The sequence below is a fragment of the Pseudomonas putida genome (genome assembly GCF_028682175.1).
Taxonomy (GTDB): domain Bacteria; phylum Pseudomonadota; class Gammaproteobacteria; order Pseudomonadales; family Pseudomonadaceae; genus Aquipseudomonas; species Aquipseudomonas putida_AD.
Window position 1 is genome coordinate 116,159 of record NZ_JANHKS010000009.1, and the last position, 21,910, is coordinate 138,068.

Consider the following 21,910-nt stretch of genomic DNA (forward strand, 5'->3'; position numbering starts at 1 on the left):
GAACGATCAACCACTCGCTATGGAAAATTCTGGTTTCGCTTCTCCGTCAATAACAATAACTGGAGGCAAACATGTCTGTTCAACCGGTAAAAATCGATGATCTGCCCATCGGCAAGTTTCACATCAAGATCGCAGGCCTGACGTTCGGTGCGCACTTCACCGATGGCTACATCCTGGGCCTGATCGGTATCGCATTCACCCTGCTCAGCCCGCAGTTGCACCTGGATGCCTTCTGGCAGGGATTGATCGGCGCCTCCGCGCTGATAGGACTGTTTCTGGGCAGTCTGTTTTTCGGCTGGATTTCCGACCGGGTCGGGCGGCAGAAAATCTTTCTCGTCAGCTTCGTGCTCATCACCCTCGCTTCGGTCATGCAGTTCTACGCCGAAACCGCGATGCAGCTGTTCCTGTGCCGGGTGTTGATCGGCATCGGTTTGGGGGGCGACTTCAGTGTCGGCCACGCCATGCTCGCCGAGTTCTCGCCGAAGAAACATCGCGGTGTGCTGCTGGGTTCGTTCAGCGTGATCTGGACCTTCGGTTACGTGGCCTCGACCTTCGTCGGCACAGCGATGCTGTCTCTGGGCGACGACGCCTGGCGCTGGATGCTGTCGTCTTCGGCCATTCCCGCCGCGCTGATTCTGCTGGCGCGGATCGGTACCCCGGAATCGCCGCGCTGGCTGATCAACCAGGGCCGGGTTGCCGAGGCTCGTGCCATCGTCAAGAAGCACCTGGGTGACAACGTGGTGCTCGACGAAGAGCGCTCCAGCGACACCCGCTCCGGCTACGCCATTCTGTTCAGCCGCGAGTACCGTACCCGCACGCTGTTCAACTGCCTGTTCTTCGTCTGCATCGTGATGCCGTATTTCGCGATCTACACCTTCCTGCCATCGATCCTGCAGAAGATGGGCCTGGCTGAAGGCTTCGGCACCGAACTGATGCTCAACATGCTGCTGATCCTTGGTGCGCTGATCGGCATCTGGTGCACGATCAAGTTCACCCGTCGGGGTTTCCTCATCAACTCGTTCATCATCCTGGCCATCGCGCTGTTCCTGCTGGCGGTGCTGCCCAGCAGCTCGGCGGTGCTGATGGTCGCGGCGTTTGCGCTGTTCACCCTGGTGTTGTCGGCGGTGAGCAACCTCGTGGGCGTGTTCCCGGCCGAAAGCTTCCCCACCGAGGTGCGCGCCAGCGGCATTGGCCTGGCGACTGCGGTGAGCCGCCTGGGTTCGGCGATCAGCACCTTCCTGTTGCCGATCAGCGTCGCCGGGATCGGCCTGAGCCCGACCATGGGCGTGCTGGCCGCGATCCTGGCGCTCGGTGCGTTGATATCCTGGGCCTGGGCGCCGGAAACCAAGGCGCTGACCTTGAGTCAGGCGTGTACGGTGAAGGAAGAAGGAGAGCCGATGGTCGCGCCGGCGGATGCCTCGCTCACCTCGCGAGCGTAATCGATCCATCCGTAGCGGCACGGCTTGCCGGCGGGGGCGATCTTGAGGGCGTCCCCGCCGGCAAGCCGTGCTGCTACGGGGGCGCGGTTATGGGTTACTCACCAGACTCAACCACTCGGTAAACAGCTTCACCTTCGACAACCCCTGCTTGTCGTTGGGCACGTCCAGCCAGTAGCCGTAGGGGCCGAGCACTTCCACCGGGGTGATCGGCAGCAGGCTGCCATTGGCCAGTTCGCGCTCGATCATCTGCCGGTCGATGACGGCCAGCCCGCCCCCTGCCAGGGTGGTATTGATGACCTGATCCAAGGTGCTGAATTCCAGGCCCTGGGTTGCGTCGACATCGATCCTGCCTACCGCACTCAGCCAATTCTCCCAGACCTTCAACCGCTTGCCTTCGTGCAGGATATGCAGCAATGGAAAGCGCCGCAGGTCCGGCGGCTCACCGTTGTCGAACAGCTCGGGACTGGCGACGGCGATGTGCCGTTCCATGACCAGCAACTGGCTCTGGCAATGGGTATCCGCTTCAAGGCCAAAGCGGATATGGCAATCCACTTCAGCATAACCCTCGTGGCTCGCCTGGTTGGTAACACTCAGGCTGATGTCCGGATAGCGCTGTACAAAGGTGCGCAACTGGACCGACAGCCAGCGCGTCGCCCAGGTCGGTGGGGCGAGGATCCGCAGGCGCTGGCGCAGGTTCGGCACCCGCACGGCCTGCAGGGCGCGTTCGATGTGATCGAAGGCCTGTGCCAGGTTCGGTGACAGTGCCGCCCCCGACTCCGTGAGGGAAAGCCCCTGCGGGGTGCGTATGAACAGGGTGACGCCCAGGTAGTCCTCTAGCTGTTTGATCTGTCGGCTGATGGCCCCCTGGGTGACGTTCAGCGACAGCGCCGCCTTGCTGAAGCTGCGATGCCTGGCCACCTCTTCGAAGATGCGCAAGGTGTTCAGCGAGGGTAGTTGACGCATCGGGCAGGGCTCCGGCACCGACCTCTGAGACACCGACACATGCATGTCGGGAGGGGTGGGCTGTGTTGATTCTTGGCGAATTTTTTGTAGGACGTATCTGACGCTGTGACGCAGGCCGATGCAAGGCCTTGGCGTAGAAAAACCGGACCTGCTCGCGGTCGTGAGGGGCTAACCTGTCTGCTGGCTGTCTGAGTGAAGAAATCGTCATGTTTGCCCTGCAGAGCGGGACGAAAATTTCACCACAACTGTTATATCGTAACGCCCCATAAACTTTGTGTTTCATCCCGTGAATTCACCACGGGCAGCGGGGCAGGAAATGCAATGACTACAGCGTTCAGCAGGTTCTGGAGTGTCGATGCGGGTTGATCTGGATGTTGAGGGTGTTGAACCGGCGAGCCTGCCAAGGTTTCAGCGAGCGAGCTTTCAGGCGCGGCGCCTGTCCCGGCTGACATACGTGCTGGGTGGCCTTGGCGTGCTGGGGCTGGTGGTGTCGCTGTTCGTCGATCTGTTTTCCCCCAATTCGCTGTGGACGGCAGTGCTCACCAACAGCGCCGCGAGCCTGTTGGTACTGGCCTCGGCGTTGCAATCGGCCTTGGTGGTAACCCTGTGGCGCGCGCAGGTGCTGGTGCCCGTCGAGGCTGGCAGCGAGCCCGATGCCGAAGAGGCCGCGGAGCCTGGCTGGTATGACCGCCTGCTTTCGCGCATCGGCGGGGCAGGGGCGTCGATGGCGGGGCAGATCGGCGTGCCGGTGTTCTGGCTGGCGGGCTGGTCGCTGCTGGCGCTCATCAGTATTTCCATGATCTGGAACCTGAACCTGGTCGGCACCTCCGTGGGGCTTGCCGGCAGTATCGTCGCGGGCCTGTTGCTGCTGGTCGCATTCGGCTTGCTGGTGCTCGAGCGCCAGTTCAGCAACGATTCCGAAGCCAGTTGGCCGGAGGCCGAGCAACTGGCGCAGATTGCGAAGGTGGCAATCGGCACCTTGCTGGTGGCTGCGTTCTGTCTGTTCTTCTCATCGCCGGATCGCGTCTGGCCCGCTCGGTTGGCGGTGCTGATCGGACTGCTTCCCGGGCTTGTGGCGGTCGAGTTGCTGACCCGTGCGTTGCTTTCGGTCTTCAGCCCGCGCAACGAACGGCTGGAGCCACGGCTGGTCGCCAGCAGTTTCGTCGCCGGCCTGCTGCGCTGGCCACCGCGTCCGCTGATGGCGCTGCAGAACGAACTGCACAATCGCTTCGGCATCGACCTGCGTCAGGTCTGGGCCTTTACCTACATGCGCCGGGCCATTTTGCCGGTGCTGGCGGTCATTGTCGCACTGGGCTGGGCGTTGAGCGGCGTGCATGAAATCCCGATGCAGGGCCGCGGCATCTACGAGCGTTTCGGCAAGCCGGTCGAGGTGATGGGCCCAGGCTTGCACGCCGGTTTGCCGTGGCCGTTCGGTACGGTGCTGGCCGTCGAGAACGGTGTGGTGCATGAGCTGGCGACCAGCGTCTCGGAAGGCGGCAGTGGCAAAGACGCTGCTGCACAGCCGATGGCCGACCTTGCCGAAGGCCCGCCGCCGACCACCGCCAACCGCCTGTGGGATGCCACGCACATCAATGACAAATCCCAGGTCATCGCCAGCGGTTCGGGGGACAAACAGAGCTTCCAGATCGTCAACATGGACGTGCGCTTCGTCTATCGCATCGGCCTGAGCGACGAGGCGGCCATGGCCGCGACCTACAACAGTGCCGACATTCCGAGCCTGATCCGCAGCACGGCCAGCCGCATCCTGGTTCACGATTTCGCCTCGCGCACCCTCGACGAACTCCTGGGCGAGCAGCGCACGGATCTGGCCAATGACATTGGCAGCGCAGTGCAGCGCGATCTCAAGAAGCTCGACAGCGGCGTGGAAATCCTCGCCACGGTAGTCGAGTCGATCCATCCACCGGCAGGCGCGGCCAATGCCTATCACGCTGTGCAGGCGGCGCAGATCAGCGCCCAATCGCTGATCGCCCGCGAGCGCGGTGCGGCGGAGGACAAGGCCAACCTTGCGCAGTTGCACGCCAGCATTGCCCACGATCAGGCGGCGGCGAATTCCCGCGAAGTCATGTCCACGGCACAAAGTGCAGACCTGCGGTTTACCGCCGAGCAGCAAGGTTATGCCAAGGCCGGCCAGGCGTTCTTGCTGGAGCAGTACCTGAGCCAGCTGACACAGGGCATGACCCACGCCAAATTGCTTGTACTGGATCATCGTCTGGGCGGCACCAGCGCGCCCACCATCGATCTGCGTTCTTTCACTCTCCCGGTCGACCCTGCGGCGTCGTCCAAGTCAGCCGACCAGCCATTGGCTGAATAAGGAGTCATCCCTTGAGTCTGTTTCATTCCCACGATCATTCCGGCCACGACCACGGCGGCCATGGCCACCACCACGGTCACCATCATCACCACGGCGACGAGTCCGGGCCTGCGCCGTTTCCGTGGCGTCGCGCAGGGCTTGCGGCGGTGCTGATTGCCTTTGCGGTGGCGGCTGCAAGCCTGGTGCAGGTGCGATCCGGCGAGGCCACGGTGGTCACACGCTTCGGCAACCCTGCGCGGGTGCTGCTCGATCCGGGCCTGAGCTGGCGCTGGCCGGCGCCGTTCGAGGCGGCGATTCCGGTGGACCTGCGCCTGCGCACCACCTCCAGCGGTTTGCAGGATGTGGGCACCCGCGATGGCCTGCGCATCATCGTCCAGGCCTACGTGGCCTGGCAGGTGCAGGGCGACCCGGACAACGTGAAGCGCTTCATGCGCGCGGTGCAGAACCAGCCCGATGAGGCCGCACGGCAGATCCGCACTTTCGTAGGTTCGGCGCTGGAAACCACGGCGGCCAGTTTCGATCTGTCGAGCCTGGTCAACACCGACGCCAGCCAGGTGCGCATCGGTGACTTCGAAGATCAACTGCGTCAGCAGATCGACAAGCAACTGCTGACCACCTACGGCGTGCGCGTCCTGCAGGTGGGTGTTGAACGACTGACACTGCCCTCGGTGACCCTCAACGCCACGGTCGATCGCATGCGCGCCGAGCGGGAAACCATCGCCACCGAACGCACCGCCATCGGCAAGCGCGAAGCGGCGCAGATCCGTTCTGCCGCCGAGCGCGACGCCCGTATCGTTGAAGCGGATGCTGCGGTGAAGGCCGCCGATATCGAGGCGCAGTCCCGCGTGGAGGCTGCGCTGATCTACGGTCGCGCCTATGCCAGCTCGCCGCAGCTCTACAACCTGCTGCGCTCGCTGGACACTCTGGGCACGGTCGTCGGGCCGACCACCAAGCTGATCCTGCGCACCGATGCCGCACCGTTCCGGGTGCTGGTGGACGGGCCGCCGAGCCTGGATGGCAAGCCCGATGGCAAGGCTGGAACGCAGCCATGAGTGAGCAAGACTCGATGCAGGCCGAGCGCGCGCCGGTCAACAGCCCCTGGTTGCAGGCCAGCCGGTTGGCCTTCCTGGGGCTGTACGCTGTGACGCTGCTGGCCGCGCTGGGGTGGGCGGTGTCCAACGTTCGGCAGATCGACCCGCAGAACCGCGCCGTGGTGTTCCGTTTCGGTGAGCTGGATCGGGTGCAGAACGCCGGGCTGCTGCTGGCCTGGCCACAACCCTTTGAACAGGTGACGTTGCTGCCTTCGGCGGATCGGGTGATCGAGCGTCACGTCGAAACCCTGCTGCGATCACCGACTGCGCTGGCCGCTGACAAGGTCACCAGCTTCGCCACGCCCATGAGCGATGCGCTGGCCGGATCCGGCTATCTGCTGACTGGGGATGCCGGTGTCGTACAGCTCGATGTCACGGCGTACTACAAGGTCACTGACCCTCGCGAGTTCGTCCTGCAAGGCGAGCATGTGCTGCCGGCGCTGGATCGGCTGGTCAATCGCAGTGCCGTGAGCCTCACTGCCGCACGGGATCTGGACACCATTCTGGTGGCGCGCCCTGAGTTGATCGGCTCCGACAGCCAGTCTGCCGAGCGCCGCGAGCGTCTGCGTGGCGATCTGGTGCAGGGCATCAACAAGCGTCTCGAAGAGCTGACAGCCACCGGCGTCGGCCTGGGTGTCGAGGTGGTGCGCGTGGACGTGCAATCCAGCCTGCCCGCTGCGGCGGTCAATGCCTTCAACGCGGTGCTGACCGCCAGCCAGCAAGCCGATCAGGCCGTCGCCAATGCGCGCACCGACGCCGAGAAGCAGAACCAGACCGCTAACCAGCAAGCCGACCGCACGCTGCAAGTCGCCCATGCCCAGGCTTCCGAGCGGCTGGCCAAGGCGCAGACCGATACCGCGGCGGTGACCGGCCTGGCCCAGTCGATCCAGGACAAGAGCGACCCCGGCCTGCTGCTGCGTCTTTATCGCGAGCGGGTGCCGGGCATTCTCAAACAGGCAGGGTCGGTGACCACGGTCGATCCCCATGACGATTCACGCCTGATCATTCAGGGAGCCGACAAATGAGTGGCGAAGCTGTTCACAACCATGGCACCGAACATAGCCATGACCATCATCACGCTGATGCGCCCGAGCCCGGCAGCATGCTGACCAGCACCGAGCAACGCAGCGCCGCACGCCAACTGACCCTTGCAATGCTCGCCCTGGGCTTGCTGGCGCTGGGGCTGGTGTGGCGCTTCTTTGCCCCCGAGCAGGTCGGCGTCAGCCAGTTGCTGCTGGGTGCGGCCTCGCTGCTGGTGGCCATTCCGGTGGTCAGCGCGGGCTGGCACAGCCTGCGCTATCCAAGCCTGCACGGCATCACCGATCAACTGATCGCGCTGGCGATGCTCGGCGCCTGGGCCACGGGCGACCTGATGACTGCCGCCTTGCTGCCGATCATCATGATCTTCGGCCATGTGCTGGAAGAGCGCAGCGTCATCGGCTCCCAGGAAGCGATTCAGGCGCTGGGGAAACTGACTCGCAGCCATGCACGATTGATCACCGCCGACGGCTCGATCCGTGAAGTGGACAACGGCACTCTGGTCGCCGGAGACCGGGTTGAAGTGCGCGCCGGGGACCGGGTGCCCGCCGACGGCATGGTCATGTTCGGCCAGGCGAGCCTGGACACAGCGCCGATCACCGGTGAGTCGGTGCCGTTGGAAGCGCGCGCCGGCATGGAGGTGTTCGGCGGCGCGATCAACCTCGACGGTCTTTTGCGCATCGAGGTAACGCGCATCGGCAATGAATCGACCCTGGGCAAAGTCATCGCCCTGATGCAGAGCGCCGAGCGTTCGAAGCCGCCGATCACCCGGCTGCTGGAGCGTTACGCGGGCAGCTACATGGTGCTGGTGTTGCTAATCGCCGCTGTCACCTGGTTCATCACCAACAACGCCCAGGCCATGCTGGCGGTGCTGGTTGCGGCGTGCCCTTGCGCGCTGGTGCTGTCGGCGCCGGCCACGGCGATTGCCGGGATCGCTGTGGCGGCTCGCCACGGCATCCTGATTCGCAGTTCGGCCTTCCTTGAAGAACTCGCCGACCTGACATCCCTGGTGGTCGACAAGACCGGCACCCTGACTTACGGCAGTTTGCGCCTGCAATCGGTACAAGCCGAGGAGGGCGCCGGCGATGAGCTGATCCCGCTCGCTGCCAGTCTCGGTTCGGCCAGCAGCCACCCGGTCAGTCGCGCGCTGGCAGGGTTGGTCGAGAAGGATCAACTGCTGGCGCTGCAAGACATTCGCGAACGCCAGGGCCTTGGCGTCGTTGCCCAGACCGAGCGCGGAGAAGCTGCCCTTGGCCGGCCTGAGCTGTTCGCGCAACTGGGCATCGCCACCTCGCCTGTGCCCGATCACGATGGCCCCATTGCCGGGCTGTCGGTCGATGGTGTGTTCCTCGCCTGGTTGCTGCTGGCCGACAGCCTCAAGCCCGAGGCCCGTCAGGCCCTGAGTGAATTGCGTGAGTTGGGCATGGGCCGGCAACTGCTGCTGACCGGCGACCGTCAGAGTGTGGCCGACAGCCTGGCCCATGAGGTCGGCATCAGCGACATCCACGCCCAGGCCCTGCCCGAAGACAAGCTCAACCGGGTGATGGGGGAGATCAAGAGCGGCTTCCGGCCGATGGTGGTGGGTGACGGCATCAACGATTCGCTGGCCTTGAAGGCTGGCGTGGTGGGCGTGGCCATGGGTGCGGGCGGCGCTGACATCGCACTGGCCTCGGCCGATATCGTGCTGATCGGCAGCGACCTGCGCCGCCTGGGGACTTGCGTGCGCTTGAGCCGGCAGTGCCGCAGCACGTTGCAGGTCAACGTCATCATCGGGCTGGGCTGGACGCTGGCGATTGTCGCACTGGCGGCGTTCGGGGTGCTGGGGGCTGCGGGCGCGATGATCGCCGCTATCTTGCACAACCTCAGCACCTTGCTGGTGCTCGGCAACGCCGGACGCTTGCTGCGCTTCCACGAGCCTATCGGCAAAATTTCATAATTGCCTGCAAGCCTTGATTACCGGTGCTCGCGCTGTGAGCACCGGTTTTGACAGGCTTACGTAAGTATAAAAATTCGCTTGAGCTTTGAAGAACTCTGTAACAAATTATGAGTCAGTCACGAAGAGGGTGTTCCATCGCAGGCTTCGCATTGGCTGGAAATCCGGAGTACAGGGCCGTACTCGATTTCAGATTTGTCGTCGCTCTCATAACAAGCCGATAGCCTGACGGTTCCTACTCTGGAGCCGGTTTTGGACTACCCTTTTCCGTGTTTCCGGATTAGGGGGATATCTCAATGCTTGCGCAACTTCCACCGGCGTTACAAAAGCTTCATTTGCCTCTACGACTCAAGCTTTGGGATGGCAACGAGTTCGACCTTGGGTCCGACCCAAGCGTCACCATCGTCGTGAAGGACCCCGCATTGGTGTCCGATTTCAGTCACCCCAGCCTTGACCTTCTGGGCAGCGCCTTCGTTGAAGGCCGGCTTGACCTTGTGGGTTCGATCAGCGAAGTGATGCGGGTCTGTGACGAACTGACCCTGGCCCTCGCCGACGAAGACGACACCAGCGCGCCCACCCGCACGCAGCACGACAAGGACACCGACGCCAAGTCGATCTCCTACCACTATGACCTTTCCAACGACTTCTACCGGCTGTGGCTGGACAAGGACATGGTCTATTCCTGCGCCTACTTCAAGACCGGCAACGAGACGCTGGATCAGGCGCAGCAGGACAAATTTCATCACCTGTGCCGCAAGCTGCGCCTCAAGCCCGGCGAGTATCTGCTCGACGTGGGCTGCGGCTGGGGCGGCCTGTCACGTTTCGCGGCGCGCGAGTACGGGGTGAAGGTGTTCGGCATTACCCTGAGCCGCGAGCAACTGGCGCTGGCGCGGGAGCGAGTCAAAGCCGAGGGGCTGGAGGACCGGGTGGAGCTGCAGTTGCTCGACTATCGCGACCTGCCCAAGGACGGCCGCTTCGACAAGGTCGTGAGTGTGGGCATGTTCGAGCACGTCGGCCACGCCAACCTCGACCTCTACGCCAAGTGCCTGTTCGCGGCGGTGAAGGAGGGCGGGCTGGTGATGAACCACGGCATCACTGCCAAGCACACCGATGGTCGCCCTGTGGGGCGCGGGGCGGGTGATTTCATCGACCGCTATGTGTTTCCCAACGGCGAGCTGCCGCACCTGTCGATGATCACCGGCTTCATCAGCGAGGCGGGACTTGAGGTGGTGGACGTGGAAAGCCTGCGCCTGCACTACGCCCGTACCCTGGATCACTGGAGCACGCGGCTGGAAGAAAAGCTGGAGGTGGCAGCGGCGATGGTGCCGGAGCAGGCCTTGCGGATCTTCCGCCTGTACCTGGCCGGATGCGCTTATGCGTTCTCCAAGGGCTGGATCAACCTGCATCAGATCCTGGCGGTGAAACCCCGCGCCGATGGCAGCCATGATTTGCCGTGGACCCGTGAGGATCTTTACCCCTGACCCTAACCCGTAGCAGCACGGCTTGCCGGCGGGGGCGTCGTGTCAGGCGATGCATATTTGTCTGACACACCGCCCCGCCGGCAAGCCGTGCTGCTACGAGGGATGTTTGGTCTTTAGAGAATCGGTGAAATCAGCCGCGCCACGCGCATCCCCAGACGCTGCAACTGATGCGTCTCGCGACTATCCTGCGTCGAGATTTCAACCGCGTTGGCGAAGTCGTCACTGAGCATTGCCTCCACCTCCCGAGCGAAGTCTTCGTCTACGGTCAGCAGCATCAATTCGAAATTCAGCCGGAACGAGCGGTTGTCCAGGTTGGCGCTGCCGATCGCAGTGATCTCGTTATCCACCAGCACCACCTTCTGATGCAGGAACCCCGGCTGGTAGCGGAACATGCGCACCCCTGCGCGCACCGCCTCGAACGCGAACAGGCTGGAGGCGGCGTACACGGTGTAGTGGTCGGGGCGCGATGGCAGCAGCAACCGCACGTCAACGCCGCGCAGTACCGCCAGACGCAGCGCGGCGAACACTGCCTCGTCGGGCACGAAGTAGGGCGTGGTGATCCACACCCGCTCGGTGGCTGCGTGGATCGCCTCGACGAAAAACAGCGAGCAGGTCTCCTGCCGATCCGCAGGGCCGGTGGCGAGCAACTGGCAGAGCACGCCGTCTTCGGGGTAGTGCTCGGGCAGAATCAGCGGCGGCAACTCCCGGGTTGCCCAGAACCAGTCCTCGGCAAAGGACTCCTGCAGGCACGCCACCACCGGCCCGATGATCGCCACATGGGTATCACGCCAGGGTGCCAGCGGCGGCTTGAGCCCCAGGTATTCATCACCGACGTTATGCCCGCCGACAAAGCCGCGCACGCCATCGACCACCACGATCTTGCGATGATTGCGGAAGTTGATCTGGAAGCGATTGAGCCACCCGCTTCGAGTGGCGAAGGCTTTGATCTGCACGCCACCGGCGCGCAGCTTATCGACGTAGCTGGCGGGCAGGGCGTGGCTGCCGATGCGGTCGTAGAGCACGAAAATCTCGACGCCTTCCGCGGCCTTTTCCAGAAGCAGGGTTTGCAGGCGGCGGCCCAGATCGTCGTCATGGATGATGAAGAACTGCACGAATACCACACGATTCGCCGCCCGGATCGCGTCGAATATCGCGCTGAATGTCGCATCGCCGTTAATCAGCAGCTTCACTTCGTTATTGGCCAGGCACGGCATGCGGCCCAGCTTGGGCATCGCCCGCAGTGATTCGTAGGCGTCGGAGCGCCGTGCGGCGACAGCCTCTTCGATCCAGGGCTTCCAGTTGAAATCGGCGATGGCCTCACGCATCTCGGTGTTGGCCTGACGCCGCGCCTTGATATACGCATCAAAGGTGCTGCGGCCAAAGACGAGGTAGGGAATGAGGGTGATATAGGGGATGAAAATGAGCGGCATGGCCCAGGCGATGGAGCCTTGCGCGGTGCGCACCGTCAGCAATGCATGAATCGCTGCTACGATGCCCAGCAGGTGAGTGAAGCCGATCAGATAGCCGAAAAAATACGGGCTGTGATAGTCCATGAGCGACCTTGTTGCGGATTCGATTGTGTCTAACAGACCACAGCCCGCCGCGATTGTCGCTATTTAATTCGGCCTGCAACTGGTTACCGGATTTGTCGTCTAAGCGTCATTGTCTACGGTAACGACAGGCCGCAACCGAACTGTCTCAGAAAAGAAGGAAACAGGGTTCATGAAAAAGCGCGTACTGGCGTTGATGGTGGGTCTGGCAGCGCCGTTCGTTCAGGCCCAGGTGCTGCAACCCGGATTGTGGGAACTGACGTCGAGCAACATGCAGGTCGATGGACAACAGATGCCCGACATGCAGGTCATGCTCGCCCAGCTGCAGATGATGGCTCCACAGCAACGTGCGGCCATGGAACAAATGCTGGAAAAACAAGGCATTACCCTGGGTGGCAAAGGCGTGCGGGTTTGCCTGACGCCGGAGCAGGTGAAGAACGAACAGATTCCACTGACCGATCCCAAGTCCGGGTGCAGTCAGCAAATTACTGATCGCAATGGGCCGACCTGGAAATTCAAGTTCAGTTGCCCTCGTGCACAAGGTACCGGCACCGCGCAGTTCCTCAGTGATCGCGAGTTCAACACCCACGTTGTGGGCTCGTTCAATGCCACCGGACAGCAGCAGAACGGCAGCATGGACACCAAGGCCGTCTGGCTGGGCCAGAACTGTGGAACCGTTAAGCCTCGCACCTGATTGACCGTTTGTCCGAACGCCCCGTTTACCGGGGCGTTTCTGTTTTCAGCGACCAATCCCCTGTGCATGTTCCACGTGGAACATCCTCTTGTTTCACATGAGTTTTTTGCCCTTAGCCTTTGATTTGCAGCTTAAAAGTCCGGCCAATTCTGTAAAAAGCTTCATCTTCGAGTTTCTTGCGGCATGTTATATTGTTACGAACAATGGTCATGCCTACCAGAGCCGGGATGCTCGTCTTTTTTCGGAACGTGCCATGCATCGACGTCAAATGCTGCTCAATATGCTTTTGGCCAGCGCCGCTTTCGCGCTTCCTTTCTCCGTCAATGCCACGCAGATTCGCAACGCGCGACTATGGCGCTCCGAAAACAAGTCGCGGCTGGTGTTCGACCTTAGCGGTCCGGTGAAGTACAAGACCTTCACCCTGAGTGCACCTGAACGCATCATCATCGACGTCAGCGGTGCGCGACTGGAAGGCGACTTCAGTCAACTGGCGCTGGAAAACTCGCCAATCAAGGCGATCCGCTCCGGTCACTTCGGCCAGGGGGATACCCGTATCGTGCTCGACCTGGCTTCGCCCGTGCAGCTCAACAGCTTTTTGCTCGGGCCTGAGGGCGCGCAGGGCAACCGCCTGGTGGTGGACCTGGGTCATGACGTCGCCACGCACCCTCCCGTGCAGCTGGCCGCAGCAGCGCCTGCCGCCGTCGTGGCCAAAGAGCCGCCTGCGCCGGTGCCTGACAAGAATCACCCCAAGCGCGACATCATGGTGGTGGTCGATGCCGGGCACGGCGGCAAGGACCCGGGCGCCATCGGCTCCAAGGGCGAGCGCGAGAAAGACGTGGTGTTGTCCATCGCCCAGTTGCTGGCCAAGCGGCTCAAGCGCGAGAAGGGCTTCGATGTGCGCCTGGTGCGCAACGACGACTTCTTCGTGCCGCTGCGCAAGCGCGTGGACATTGCCCGCAAATACAACGCCGACATGTTCATTTCGGTGCATGCCGATGCCGCGCCGCGCCTGACTGCATCGGGCGCGTCAGTGTTTGCCTTGTCGGAGAACGGCGCGACTTCGGCGACCGCGCGTTTCATGGCCCAGCGCGAAAACGGCGCGGACCTGATCGGCGCCAACAGCTTGCTCAACCTGAAAGACAAGGACCCGATGCTGGCCGGGGTGATTCTCGACATGTCGATGAACGCCACCATCGCCGCCAGCCTGCAACTGGGCCATACCGTGCTCGGCAGCCTGGAAGGTGTGACGACGCTGCACCAGAAGCGCGTGGAACAGGCCGGATTTGCCGTGTTGAAATCCCCGGACGTGCCATCGATTCTGGTGGAGACCGGCTTCATCTCCAACAGCCGCGACAGCCAGCGCCTGGTGACCGCGCGTCATCAGCAGGCCGTGGCCGACGGGCTGTTCGATGGCATGAAGCAGTACTTCGAGCGCAACCCTCCGGCAGGTTCGTTCATTGCCTGGCGGCAGGAGCAGAAGGCGGCGGAGCAGGCGGTGGTCTGACACCGACGCTGTTCCGCTCCTTGTAGGAGTGAGCTTGCTCGCGATTTCGTAGTGTCAGGTTGCATCTCGGTAGCTGACACGCCCCTATCGCGAGCAAGCTCACTCCTACAGGAGATCAGCGGCAGCCCATTACCCGATCACAGATAATTCTGCTCCGGCTGCCGCTGGAGCTAGACACCCGGCTGATCGTCGTCCAGCCGACTTTCTGGATATACCCCACCCACGCCTCGCCATCCGAGGCGAGCCCCGTGAAGAACGTCAGCGACCCATAGCGGCTGTTGGTCTGCGCCCAGCGTCGCTTGCCGTCGCTTTCATACCCGCGCAGGTACATGGTGGTGCCTGACATCGCCACGCTGTAGCTGTTGCCATACGCATCGAGGCACGCCAGCACTGTCGCGCTGCGCGTACACAGCGCCTGATCCAGCCTGGGCGAGGGCGGTGCGGCAAACGCCTGTGTACTCAGCAGCAGAACAAGCCCCGAGAAAATACTGAAAACCCTGACCATTGAGCCGACCTTGCAAAATAAAGTTAGCAGCTTTGTATTGTTATATTATAACGTAAAAAGCATCCGAACCTGCTACCTGATGAGACCATGATGAACCGCCTCCCCGTTACCGTCCTGTCCGGCTTTCTCGGCGCCGGCAAAAGCACGCTGCTCAACCATATCCTGCGCAACCGCGAAGACCTGCGAGTGGCGGTCATCGTCAATGACATGAGCGAAATCAACATCGATGGCGGCGAGGTCCAGCGTGACGTCAGCCTCAACCGCGCGGAAGAAAAGCTCGTGGAAATGAGCAACGGCTGCATCTGCTGCACCCTGCGCGAAGATCTTCTCGAAGAAGCCAGTCGCCTCGCGCGCGATGGCCGTTTCGACTATCTGCTGATCGAATCCACCGGCATTTCCGAGCCGCTGCCGGTGGCGGAAACCTTCACCTTTCGCGATGAGGCCGGGCAGAGTCTGGCTGATATTGCGCGCCTGGACACCATGGTCACTGTGGTCGATGGCCTGAATTTTCTTCAGGACTACCAGGCTGCGGAAAGCCTCGACTCTCGCGGTGAAACCTTGGGCGAAGATGACGAGCGTTCCATCACCGATTTGCTGATCGAGCAGGTAGAGTTCGCCGACGTGATCCTCATCAGCAAGATCGACCTCATCAGCTCGGCCGAGCGCCAGGAGTTGATGGCGATTCTGAAAAGCCTCAACAGCCAGGCGGAAATACTGCCGATGGTGATGGGCGCAGTGCCGCTGGGCAAGATTCTGGATACCGGCCGCTTCGATTTCGAGCGCGCGGCCCAGGCGCCGGGCTGGCTCAAGGAACTGCGGGGTGAGCATGTGCCGGAAACCGAAGAGTACGGCATCGCCTCGACGGCCTATCGCGCGCGCCGACCGTTTCACCCGCAGCGGTTTTTCGATTTCATCAATGGCGACTGGAGCAACGGCAAACTGCTGCGTTCCAAGGGCTTCTTCTGGCTGGCGAGCAAGCATCAGGAGGCCGGCAGTTGGTCACAGGCGGGCGGGTTGATGCGATATGGCTTCGCCGGGCGCTGGTGGCGTTTCGTGCCCAAGGAGCACTGGCCGCAGGATCAGGAAAGCACCGAGGTCATCATGCGCAACTGGATGGCGCAGAGTGGGGATTGCCGGCAGGAACTGGTATTCATCGGCCAGAATATCGATTTCGCCCGGCTGAACGCCGATCTTGATGCATGCCTGTTGACCGATGTCGAGATGGCGGTGGGTGTTGAAGGGTGGAGAGAGTTGGCCGATCCGTTTGGTGATTGGCATGGGGAAGCGGCGTAGGTCCCCCGATCAAATACCCTGCACCGTCCCGTAGCAGCACGGCCGGGCGTCGCTTCGCTTGCCGGCGTCGGCGATATCGAAACCGCCGACGCCGGCAAGCCGGACTGCTACGGGAACGGAGGTGTTCTCATTGCGCCTTCCACACACCCTTGCTCTGCTGCTCGCAAAAGGGCTTGAGGAAGGCGGCATCGCTGGCCACGCCGTAATAGTGAATGTTCTGCCGATAGGGCATATTGGCGACTTGTGCGTTGCTGCACTGGCCGAAGGACCCCGAGGGGCATTGCTCCATGTAGGCGACTTCGACCTTCTGGTCCTTGAGCTGCGGTTTGCAGAAACCGTTGCGGAAGAGATCTGGCGGAATATTGAGATTTTCCTGACAGACTTTCACGTCAAGTCGCTCGGCCTGACTATGAACCACGCAGGATTCAGCCCACGCCTGACCCGACGTGACCGCCAACAGCACCAACGCCAGCCGCACGGGCAGCCAGTTTGCTCGCATCGATTACCTCCGTCTGCGCTCATTTTCGGGAGCGACGTTCAACAATGGCCGGACATGCTGCAGAACATTCCCACCCATGTCATTGCTGGGCCTTTGGGTGCAGGCAAGACCAGCCTCATCAAGCACCTGCTTTCGCTCAAGCCAGCGGGTGAGCGCTGGGCCATTCTGATCAACGAATTCGGTCAGATCGGCCTGGACGCTGCGCTGCTCAGCACGGCCGAGGATGGTATCGCACTTGGCGAAGTGGCTGGTGGTTGCCTGTGCTGCGTCAATGGCGCGCCGTTCCAGATCGGCCTGGGGCGCCTTTTGCGCAAGGCAAAGCCTGACCGGCTGTTCATCGAGCCGTCCGGGCTGGGTCACCCGGTGCAACTGATGGCGCAACTGAAAGACGCGCCGTGGGCAGGCGTGCTGGCGGTGCAGCCTTGCGTCATGGTGCTCGATGCACTGGCGCTGGTCCAGGGCAAGCCGTTGCCCGCAACCCAGCACGATGCGATGACGGACGCCGGGCTGCTGGTGCTGAACAAGTCGGCGGGGCTGGACGCAGCGGCTCGACAGGCAATCATCCACTCGCTGCCTGATCGCCCTGTGGTCTGGACCGAGTCGGGCGTCGTTGCGCTGGATCAACTGCCCGGTATCGACGTGCGTGCGCGGGAGGGTGTGGATAACTTCGTTGCGCCCAGGACCCTGGCGCAGATGCCGGCCGTCTGGACCGACCCGATGACGCCGATCTGCCTGAGCCAGGCGCAGCCCGAGGGTTGGAGCATCGGCTGGCGTTGGCATCCGGATCGGGTGTTCGACGCAGGCAAAGTGCGCGAATGGCTGCAAAGCCTTGGCTGGCGCCGCGCCAAGCTGGTTATCCACAGTCAGGATGGGTGGGTGTCGGGCAACGGGCTCGATGGCAGCGACATCCAGTGGGCGCCCAGTGAGTGGCGCAAGGATTCGCGGTTGGAGTTGATCTTTGCCGAGCCGCAGGATGAGGCGCAGTTGAGCGAGCGATTGACCGGTTGCAGGGTCTAGAGGCCGCTCACTGCTTCCACTTGTTGTGTTCCTGGCGCCACTCGTTGAGCTGGATGATTTCCGCGGTCGGCTTGGGATTCTTGATTTCGAACGGGTAGGGCGCCAGTTCGATCTGGGCGGTGTGCTTGCCGAACATGGTGATGGTGCCGGGGTGGCGTTGCTCGCCCGTCACGGTGAACTCGAAGTTGTACACCCGGGCCAGGCGTTTGCGGCCCTCGTTGTCGCGCTTGAAGGTGATACGACGCAGGGCGACGTTGCCATCGAGCAATTCGATGTCGAGCTTGGCACAGTGCTGTTTCACGCGCTCAAGGGCACGTTCGCGCAGGCCATGGGAATGCCACAGCCAGGCGCCAGCGGTTGCCAGCAGCATCAGGACGAAAATGTTGCCCAGGGTCAGCATGGAAAGAGAGCTCCAACGGAAGATGTTCAGCTTAACTGCCTCAGGTCACCGACAGCCATAGTCCGGTCGTTTAATTTCGCTTCACTTCGTCCGGCTTCACTACTAAGGTGCTTTCCCGGCTTCAGGAACCTGTCATGAAACGTTCGCCTCATTTACTCGCCATCCAGTCTCACGTGGTCTTCGGACATGCTGGCAACAGCGCTGCGGTATTTCCCATGCAGCGGATCGGCATCAATGTCTGGCCGCTCAACACCGTGCAGTTCTCCAACCACACTCAGTATGGACACTGGGCGGGCGAAGTGTTGGCGCCGCAGCAAATTCCTGCGCTGGTCGAAGGGATCGCGGCCATCGGCGAGCTGGGCAATTGCGATGCGGTATTGTCGGGCTATCTGGGTAGCGCGGCGCAGGGGCGGGCGATTCTGACGGCAGTGGCGCAGATCAAGCGCGCCAACCCCCGTGCGTTGTACCTGTGTGATCCGGTCATGGGGCACCCCGAGAAAGGCTGCATCGTGCCCCAGGAAGTCAGTGATTTCCTGCTGCAGGAAGCGGCGGCGGTGGCGGATTTCCTTTGCCCGAACCAGTTGGAACTGGACAGCTTTTCAGGGCGCAAGCCAAGCTCCTTGATGGATTGCCTAGCCATGGCCCGCGCATTGTTGGCCCGGGGGCCGAAGGCCATCGTGGTCAAGCACCTGGATTACCCCGGAAAACCTGCCGACGGCTTTGAAATGCTGCTGGTGACCGAGCACGAAAGCTGGCACCTGCGCAGGCCGCTGCTGGCCTTCCCGCGCCAGCCAGTGGGCGTGGGCGACCTGACTTCGGGGCTGTTCCTGTCGAGGGTGTTGCTGGGGGATGATTTGCGCAGCGCCTTCGAATACACGGCCTCGGCGGTGCATGAGGTGCTGCTGGAGACCCAGGCGTGCGGCAGTTACGAGCTGGAACTGGTACGCGCCCAGGACCGGATCGCGCATCCGCGCGTGAAGTTCGAGGCGGTTCGGCTGGGCGCTTGACGAAGATCCCGTAGCAGCACGGCTTGCCGGCGGGGGCGGTGTGTCAGGTTATGCATATTTGTCTGACACACCGCCCCGCCGGCAAGCCGTGCTGCTACGGATAGTGTGGCGTCAGATCAGACGCCATCCTCACGGATTTCGCGGTAGCGCTTTTCCAGTTCCTGGCGGATCTGGCGGCGTTGCTGGGCCTGGACGTAGCGGCGCTTGCCCTCGCTGGTCTCGGGCACCAGAGGCGGCACGCTCACCGGCTTGCGCTGGTCATCCACGGCCACCATGGTGAAGAAGCAGCTGTTGGAGTGACGCACCGAGCGCTCGCGGATGTTCTCGGTCACGACCTTGATCCCGACTTCCATCGAGGTGTTGCCGGTGTAGTTCACCGAGGCGAGAAAGGTCACCAGCTCGCCGACATGCACCGGCTCGCGGAAAATCACCTGATCCACCGACAGCGTCACGACATAACGGCCGGCGTAACGGGCCGCGCAGGCGTAAGCCACTTCGTCGAGGTATTTGAGCAGGGTGCCGCCGTGCACGTTGCCAGAGAAGTTGGCCATGTCCGGGGTCATCAATACAGTCATCGACAGCTGGGCGTTTCCGGGTTCCATAGCGTGCTCACGGTCAATTGAGTCAAGTTGGCACCTTGGACGGTGCTCGGGTGTGGATTGGCAATCAAAGCCAACGTTATCGGGACGCAAACCGCCGCGTCGTCGTCACGCTTGAAGCCTATCTGTTTCTATATATTGCACCGGCTTTATCGGCTTTTGTGCGGTGTTAACCTGCAAAAACCCTTGGATGGGGTAATTCCTGCGTTCCTGTCAGATTAAACCGACACCGTTGGCGGCTTTTCGCACAGCAGTCGCTTCTCTATCGAGGCGAGAACGCGCATACCATTGCTAGTGACAAGGAGCCGCGCCCATGCACGCCATCAGTTTCATTCAGGATCTGGCCGTCATCATGCTCGTGGCCGGGGTGGTGACGGTGCTGTTTCATCGTCTCAAACAACCGGTGGTGCTGGGCTATATCGTGGCCGGCTTCATCATCGGTCCGCACACCCCGCCGTTCGGCCTGATCCACGACGAAGACACCATCAAGACCCTGGCCGAGCTTGGAGTGATCTTCCTGATGTTCTGCCTGGGGCTCGAATTCAGCCTGCGCAAACTGTTCAAGGTCGGCGCCACGGCGTTCATTGCCGCGTTTCTCGAAATCATGCTGATGATCTGGATCGGCTACGAGATCGGCCAGTATTTCGGCTGGAGCACCATGGATTCCCTGTTCCTGGGGGCGATCCTGGCCATTTCCTCCACGACCATCATCGTCAAGGCCCTCAACGACCTGAAGATGAAAAACCAGCGGTTTGCCCAACTGATCTTCGGCGTGCTGATCGTCGAGGACATATTGGGTATCGGTATCATCGCCTTGCTGTCCGGCATCGCGGTCAGCGGCACGGTCAGTTCCGGCGAAGTCTTCTCCACCGTGGGCAAGCTCTCGCTGTTCATGATTGTCGCCCTGGTCATTGGCATTCTTCTGGTGCCGCGCCTGTTGGCCTACGTGGCGCAGTTCGAAAGCAACGAGATGCTGCTCATCACCGTATTGGGCCTGTGTTTCGGCTTCTGCCTGCTGGTGGTGAAGCTGGAATACAGCATGGTGCTCGGTGCGTTCCTGATCGGCGCGATCATGGCCGAATCCCGGCAATTGATGAAAATCGAGCACCTGATCGAACCCATTCGCGACATGTTCAGCGCCATCTTCTTCGTCGCCATCGGTTTGATGATCGATCCGAAGATCCTGCTCGACTATGCCTGGCCAATCGCAGTCATCACCGTGGCCGTGGTGCTGGGCAAGATGTTGTCCTGCGGACTGGGGGCATTCATTGCCGGTAACGACGGCAAGACTTCACTGCGGGTCGGGATGGGCCTGTCACAGATTGGCGAATTTTCTTTCATCATCGCGGCGCTGGGTATGACGTTGCAGGTCACCAGCGACTTCCTCTATCCGGTCGCGGTGGCTGTGTCGGCGATCACCACGCTGCTGACGCCTTACCTGATCCGGGCGGCCGATCCGCTCTCGCACTCCCTGGGCAATATCGTGCCTGCGCGCGTCGCCCGGGTTTTCGGCCTGTACGGGGAATGGCTGCGCAGCATCCAGCCCCAGGGGCAGGGCGCGTTGCTGGCATCGATGATTCGCAAGATTCTGCTGCAAGTGGGCGTGAACCTGGCGCTGGTGGTGGCGATCTTCTTCTGCGGCGGGTATTTCGGCGAGCGCATCGGCGAATACTTCAGCGAGTGGGTCAGTGAAGTCGGCCAGCAGAAGGCATGGGTCTGGGGCGCGTCGTTGCTGCTGTCGCTGCCGTTCCTGATCGCGGCCTATCGCAAGCTCAAGGCGCTGTCGATGCTGCTGGCAGAGATGGGGGTCAAGCCGGAAATGGCGGGGCGCCATACCGAGCGGGTGCGCCGGGTGATCGCCGAAGTGATCCCGCTGCTGTCGCTGTCGGTGCTGTTTGTGCTGATCGCATTGCTCTCGGCGAGCATGCTGCCGACCAGCGAGTGGCTGCTGCTGATCGTGATGGTCGCGGCGGTGGTGGCCGCCGTGCTGTGGCGCTGGTTCATCCGCGTGCACACGCGCATGCAGATCGCGCTGCTGGAGACGCTGGGCAACAACCAGGAACCTTCGGAGCGCTAAGCTCGCAAACTTGAGCCCCGAAGGTCGAAAGGTGAGGGCAGGCGCGGCTCAGCTTTCCAGCCAGACGTCCCGCGCCCAGTGCCACACCGATTCCCAGCTTTCTTCGGTGACCAGCTCTTCTTCGCCGGACCACAGCACCACGGTGCCGTCTTCCTCGACGCAGTAGTAGTCGTCACCGTCCTGGCAGATCGGGATCAGGTCGCGGGGCACGCCTGCGTCCCAGGCGTTGGCCGCCACTTCCGGCAGGTAGGTGTGCGAGCCGGGGTCGGTGACCGTGACCGGCTCCAGGCTGCCGTATACCACGTCGCTGACCGTCAGCAGAAATTCCTTGAACACGAAAGGAATGTTGATGAACAGCTCTTCTTCGATTTCGACCAGCTGATCTTCGTCCGGCAGCTCAAGCGGGACGGGAACCGGCTCATTGGCTTCACGGAGTTGTTCGATGACTTCTTCCACGACGTGGATCCTCTAACAAATTGCGCGGGTTA

The 21,910-nt window shown here is 62.1% G+C and carries 19 protein-coding genes; 12 read left to right on the forward strand and 7 right to left on the reverse strand.

The window, feature by feature from the left end; translation table 11 throughout:
• The first annotated feature begins 71 nt into the window (after positions 1-71).
• Positions 72-1,439 (forward strand): MFS transporter, encoded by a 1,368-nt coding sequence (locus NPS29_RS09160; protein WP_274132128.1) that lies wholly within the window; start codon positions 72-74, stop codon positions 1,437-1,439.
• 87 nt (positions 1,440-1,526) lie between these two features.
• Here NPS29_RS09160 and NPS29_RS09165 read toward each other — a convergent pair whose 3' ends face one another.
• Positions 1,527-2,402, reverse strand: coding sequence for a LysR substrate-binding domain-containing protein (locus tag NPS29_RS09165; RefSeq protein WP_274132129.1), 876 nt, complete (start codon positions 2,400-2,402; stop codon positions 1,527-1,529).
• A gap of 355 nt (positions 2,403-2,757) precedes the next feature.
• On the opposite strand from NPS29_RS09165, the gene hflK reads away from it, so the two are divergent.
• The 5 genes from hflK to cfaB all read left to right on the forward strand — a co-directional run bounded on the left by hflK (position 2,758) and on the right by cfaB (position 10,277).
• Positions 2,758-4,734, forward strand: a complete 1,977-nt coding sequence (gene hflK, locus NPS29_RS09170; protein ID WP_274132130.1) for a protease modulator HflK — start codon at positions 2,758-2,760, stop codon at positions 4,732-4,734.
• An 11-nt stretch (positions 4,735-4,745) separates the two neighbouring features.
• Complete coding sequence (hflC, locus tag NPS29_RS09175) at positions 4,746-5,786, forward strand: protease modulator HflC (protein ID WP_274132131.1); 1,041 nt, start codon at positions 4,746-4,748, stop codon at positions 5,784-5,786.
• Positions 5,783-6,850 carry an SPFH domain-containing protein gene (locus NPS29_RS09180; protein WP_274132132.1) on the forward strand — a complete coding sequence of 356 codons (1,068 nt, stop codon included), beginning with the start codon at positions 5,783-5,785 and terminating at the stop codon, positions 6,848-6,850. Before hflC ends, NPS29_RS09180 begins: the two co-directional genes overlap by 4 nt.
• A complete protein-coding gene (locus NPS29_RS09185) occupies positions 6,847-8,799 on the forward strand; it encodes a cation-translocating P-type ATPase (RefSeq protein ID WP_274132133.1) in 1,953 nt (650 codons plus the stop codon). Before NPS29_RS09180 ends, NPS29_RS09185 begins: the two co-directional genes overlap by 4 nt.
• Before the next feature lie 293 nt (positions 8,800-9,092).
• A complete protein-coding gene (gene cfaB, locus NPS29_RS09190; RefSeq protein WP_274132134.1) occupies positions 9,093-10,277 on the forward strand; it encodes a C17 cyclopropane fatty acid synthase CfaB in 1,185 nt (394 codons plus the stop codon).
• A gap of 113 nt (positions 10,278-10,390) precedes the next feature.
• Here cfaB and cls read toward each other — a convergent pair whose 3' ends face one another.
• Entirely contained in the window at positions 10,391-11,830 is a 1,440-nt protein-coding gene (gene cls, locus NPS29_RS09195; protein WP_274132135.1) for a cardiolipin synthase, read from the reverse strand.
• A gap of 169 nt (positions 11,831-11,999) precedes the next feature.
• Here cls and NPS29_RS09200 point away from each other — a divergent pair, with 169 nt between their 5' ends.
• Together NPS29_RS09200 and NPS29_RS09205 are read left to right on the forward strand one after the other, a co-directional pair.
• Positions 12,000-12,521 carry a DUF3617 domain-containing protein gene (locus tag NPS29_RS09200; RefSeq protein ID WP_274132136.1) on the forward strand — a complete coding sequence of 174 codons (522 nt, stop codon included), beginning with the start codon at positions 12,000-12,002 and terminating at the stop codon, positions 12,519-12,521.
• A gap of 253 nt (positions 12,522-12,774) precedes the next feature.
• Positions 12,775-14,025 (forward strand): N-acetylmuramoyl-L-alanine amidase, encoded by a 1,251-nt coding sequence (locus NPS29_RS09205; protein WP_274132137.1) that lies wholly within the window; start codon positions 12,775-12,777, stop codon positions 14,023-14,025.
• Between the two features lie 115 nt (positions 14,026-14,140).
• Here NPS29_RS09205 and NPS29_RS09210 read toward each other — a convergent pair whose 3' ends face one another.
• Entirely contained in the window at positions 14,141-14,530 is a 390-nt protein-coding gene (locus NPS29_RS09210; protein ID WP_274132138.1) for a glutamine synthetase, read from the reverse strand.
• Between the two features lie 87 nt (positions 14,531-14,617).
• On the opposite strand from NPS29_RS09210, the gene zigA reads away from it, so the two are divergent.
• Positions 14,618-15,823 carry a zinc metallochaperone GTPase ZigA gene (zigA, locus tag NPS29_RS09215; RefSeq protein WP_274132139.1) on the forward strand — a complete coding sequence of 402 codons (1,206 nt, stop codon included), beginning with the start codon at positions 14,618-14,620 and terminating at the stop codon, positions 15,821-15,823.
• A 127-nt stretch (positions 15,824-15,950) separates the two neighbouring features.
• Here zigA and NPS29_RS09220 read toward each other — a convergent pair whose 3' ends face one another.
• Positions 15,951-16,322 (reverse strand): NADH:ubiquinone oxidoreductase, encoded by a 372-nt coding sequence (locus tag NPS29_RS09220; protein WP_274132140.1) that lies wholly within the window; start codon positions 16,320-16,322, stop codon positions 15,951-15,953.
• 54 nt (positions 16,323-16,376) lie between these two features.
• Between NPS29_RS09220 and NPS29_RS09225 the strand changes: the two genes are divergently transcribed.
• A complete protein-coding gene (locus tag NPS29_RS09225) occupies positions 16,377-17,339 on the forward strand; it encodes a CobW family GTP-binding protein (protein WP_274132141.1) in 963 nt (320 codons plus the stop codon).
• Positions 17,340-17,346: 7 nt separating this feature from the next.
• Here the strand turns inward: NPS29_RS09225 and NPS29_RS09230 are convergent, their stop codons facing one another.
• The gene (locus NPS29_RS09230) at positions 17,347-17,739 is read right to left on the reverse strand and encodes a DUF3301 domain-containing protein (RefSeq protein ID WP_274132142.1); all 393 of its coding nucleotides are present in this window, start codon (positions 17,737-17,739) and stop codon (positions 17,347-17,349) included.
• Between the two features lie 134 nt (positions 17,740-17,873).
• Between NPS29_RS09230 and pdxY the strand changes: the two genes are divergently transcribed.
• Entirely contained in the window at positions 17,874-18,746 is an 873-nt protein-coding gene (pdxY, locus tag NPS29_RS09235) for a pyridoxal kinase PdxY (RefSeq protein ID WP_274132143.1), read from the forward strand.
• Positions 18,747-18,862: 116 nt separating this feature from the next.
• Here the strand turns inward: pdxY and NPS29_RS09240 are convergent, their stop codons facing one another.
• Complete coding sequence (locus NPS29_RS09240) at positions 18,863-19,348, reverse strand: acyl-CoA thioesterase (RefSeq protein WP_274132144.1); 486 nt, start codon at positions 19,346-19,348, stop codon at positions 18,863-18,865.
• A 310-nt stretch (positions 19,349-19,658) separates the two neighbouring features.
• On the opposite strand from NPS29_RS09240, the gene NPS29_RS09245 reads away from it, so the two are divergent.
• Complete coding sequence (locus tag NPS29_RS09245; RefSeq protein ID WP_274132145.1) at positions 19,659-21,422, forward strand: cation:proton antiporter; 1,764 nt, start codon at positions 19,659-19,661, stop codon at positions 21,420-21,422.
• 48 nt (positions 21,423-21,470) lie between these two features.
• Here the strand turns inward: NPS29_RS09245 and NPS29_RS09250 are convergent, their stop codons facing one another.
• Positions 21,471-21,878, reverse strand: a complete 408-nt coding sequence (locus tag NPS29_RS09250; RefSeq protein ID WP_274132146.1) for an SMI1/KNR4 family protein — start codon at positions 21,876-21,878, stop codon at positions 21,471-21,473.
• Positions 21,879-21,910: the final 32 nt, after the last annotated feature.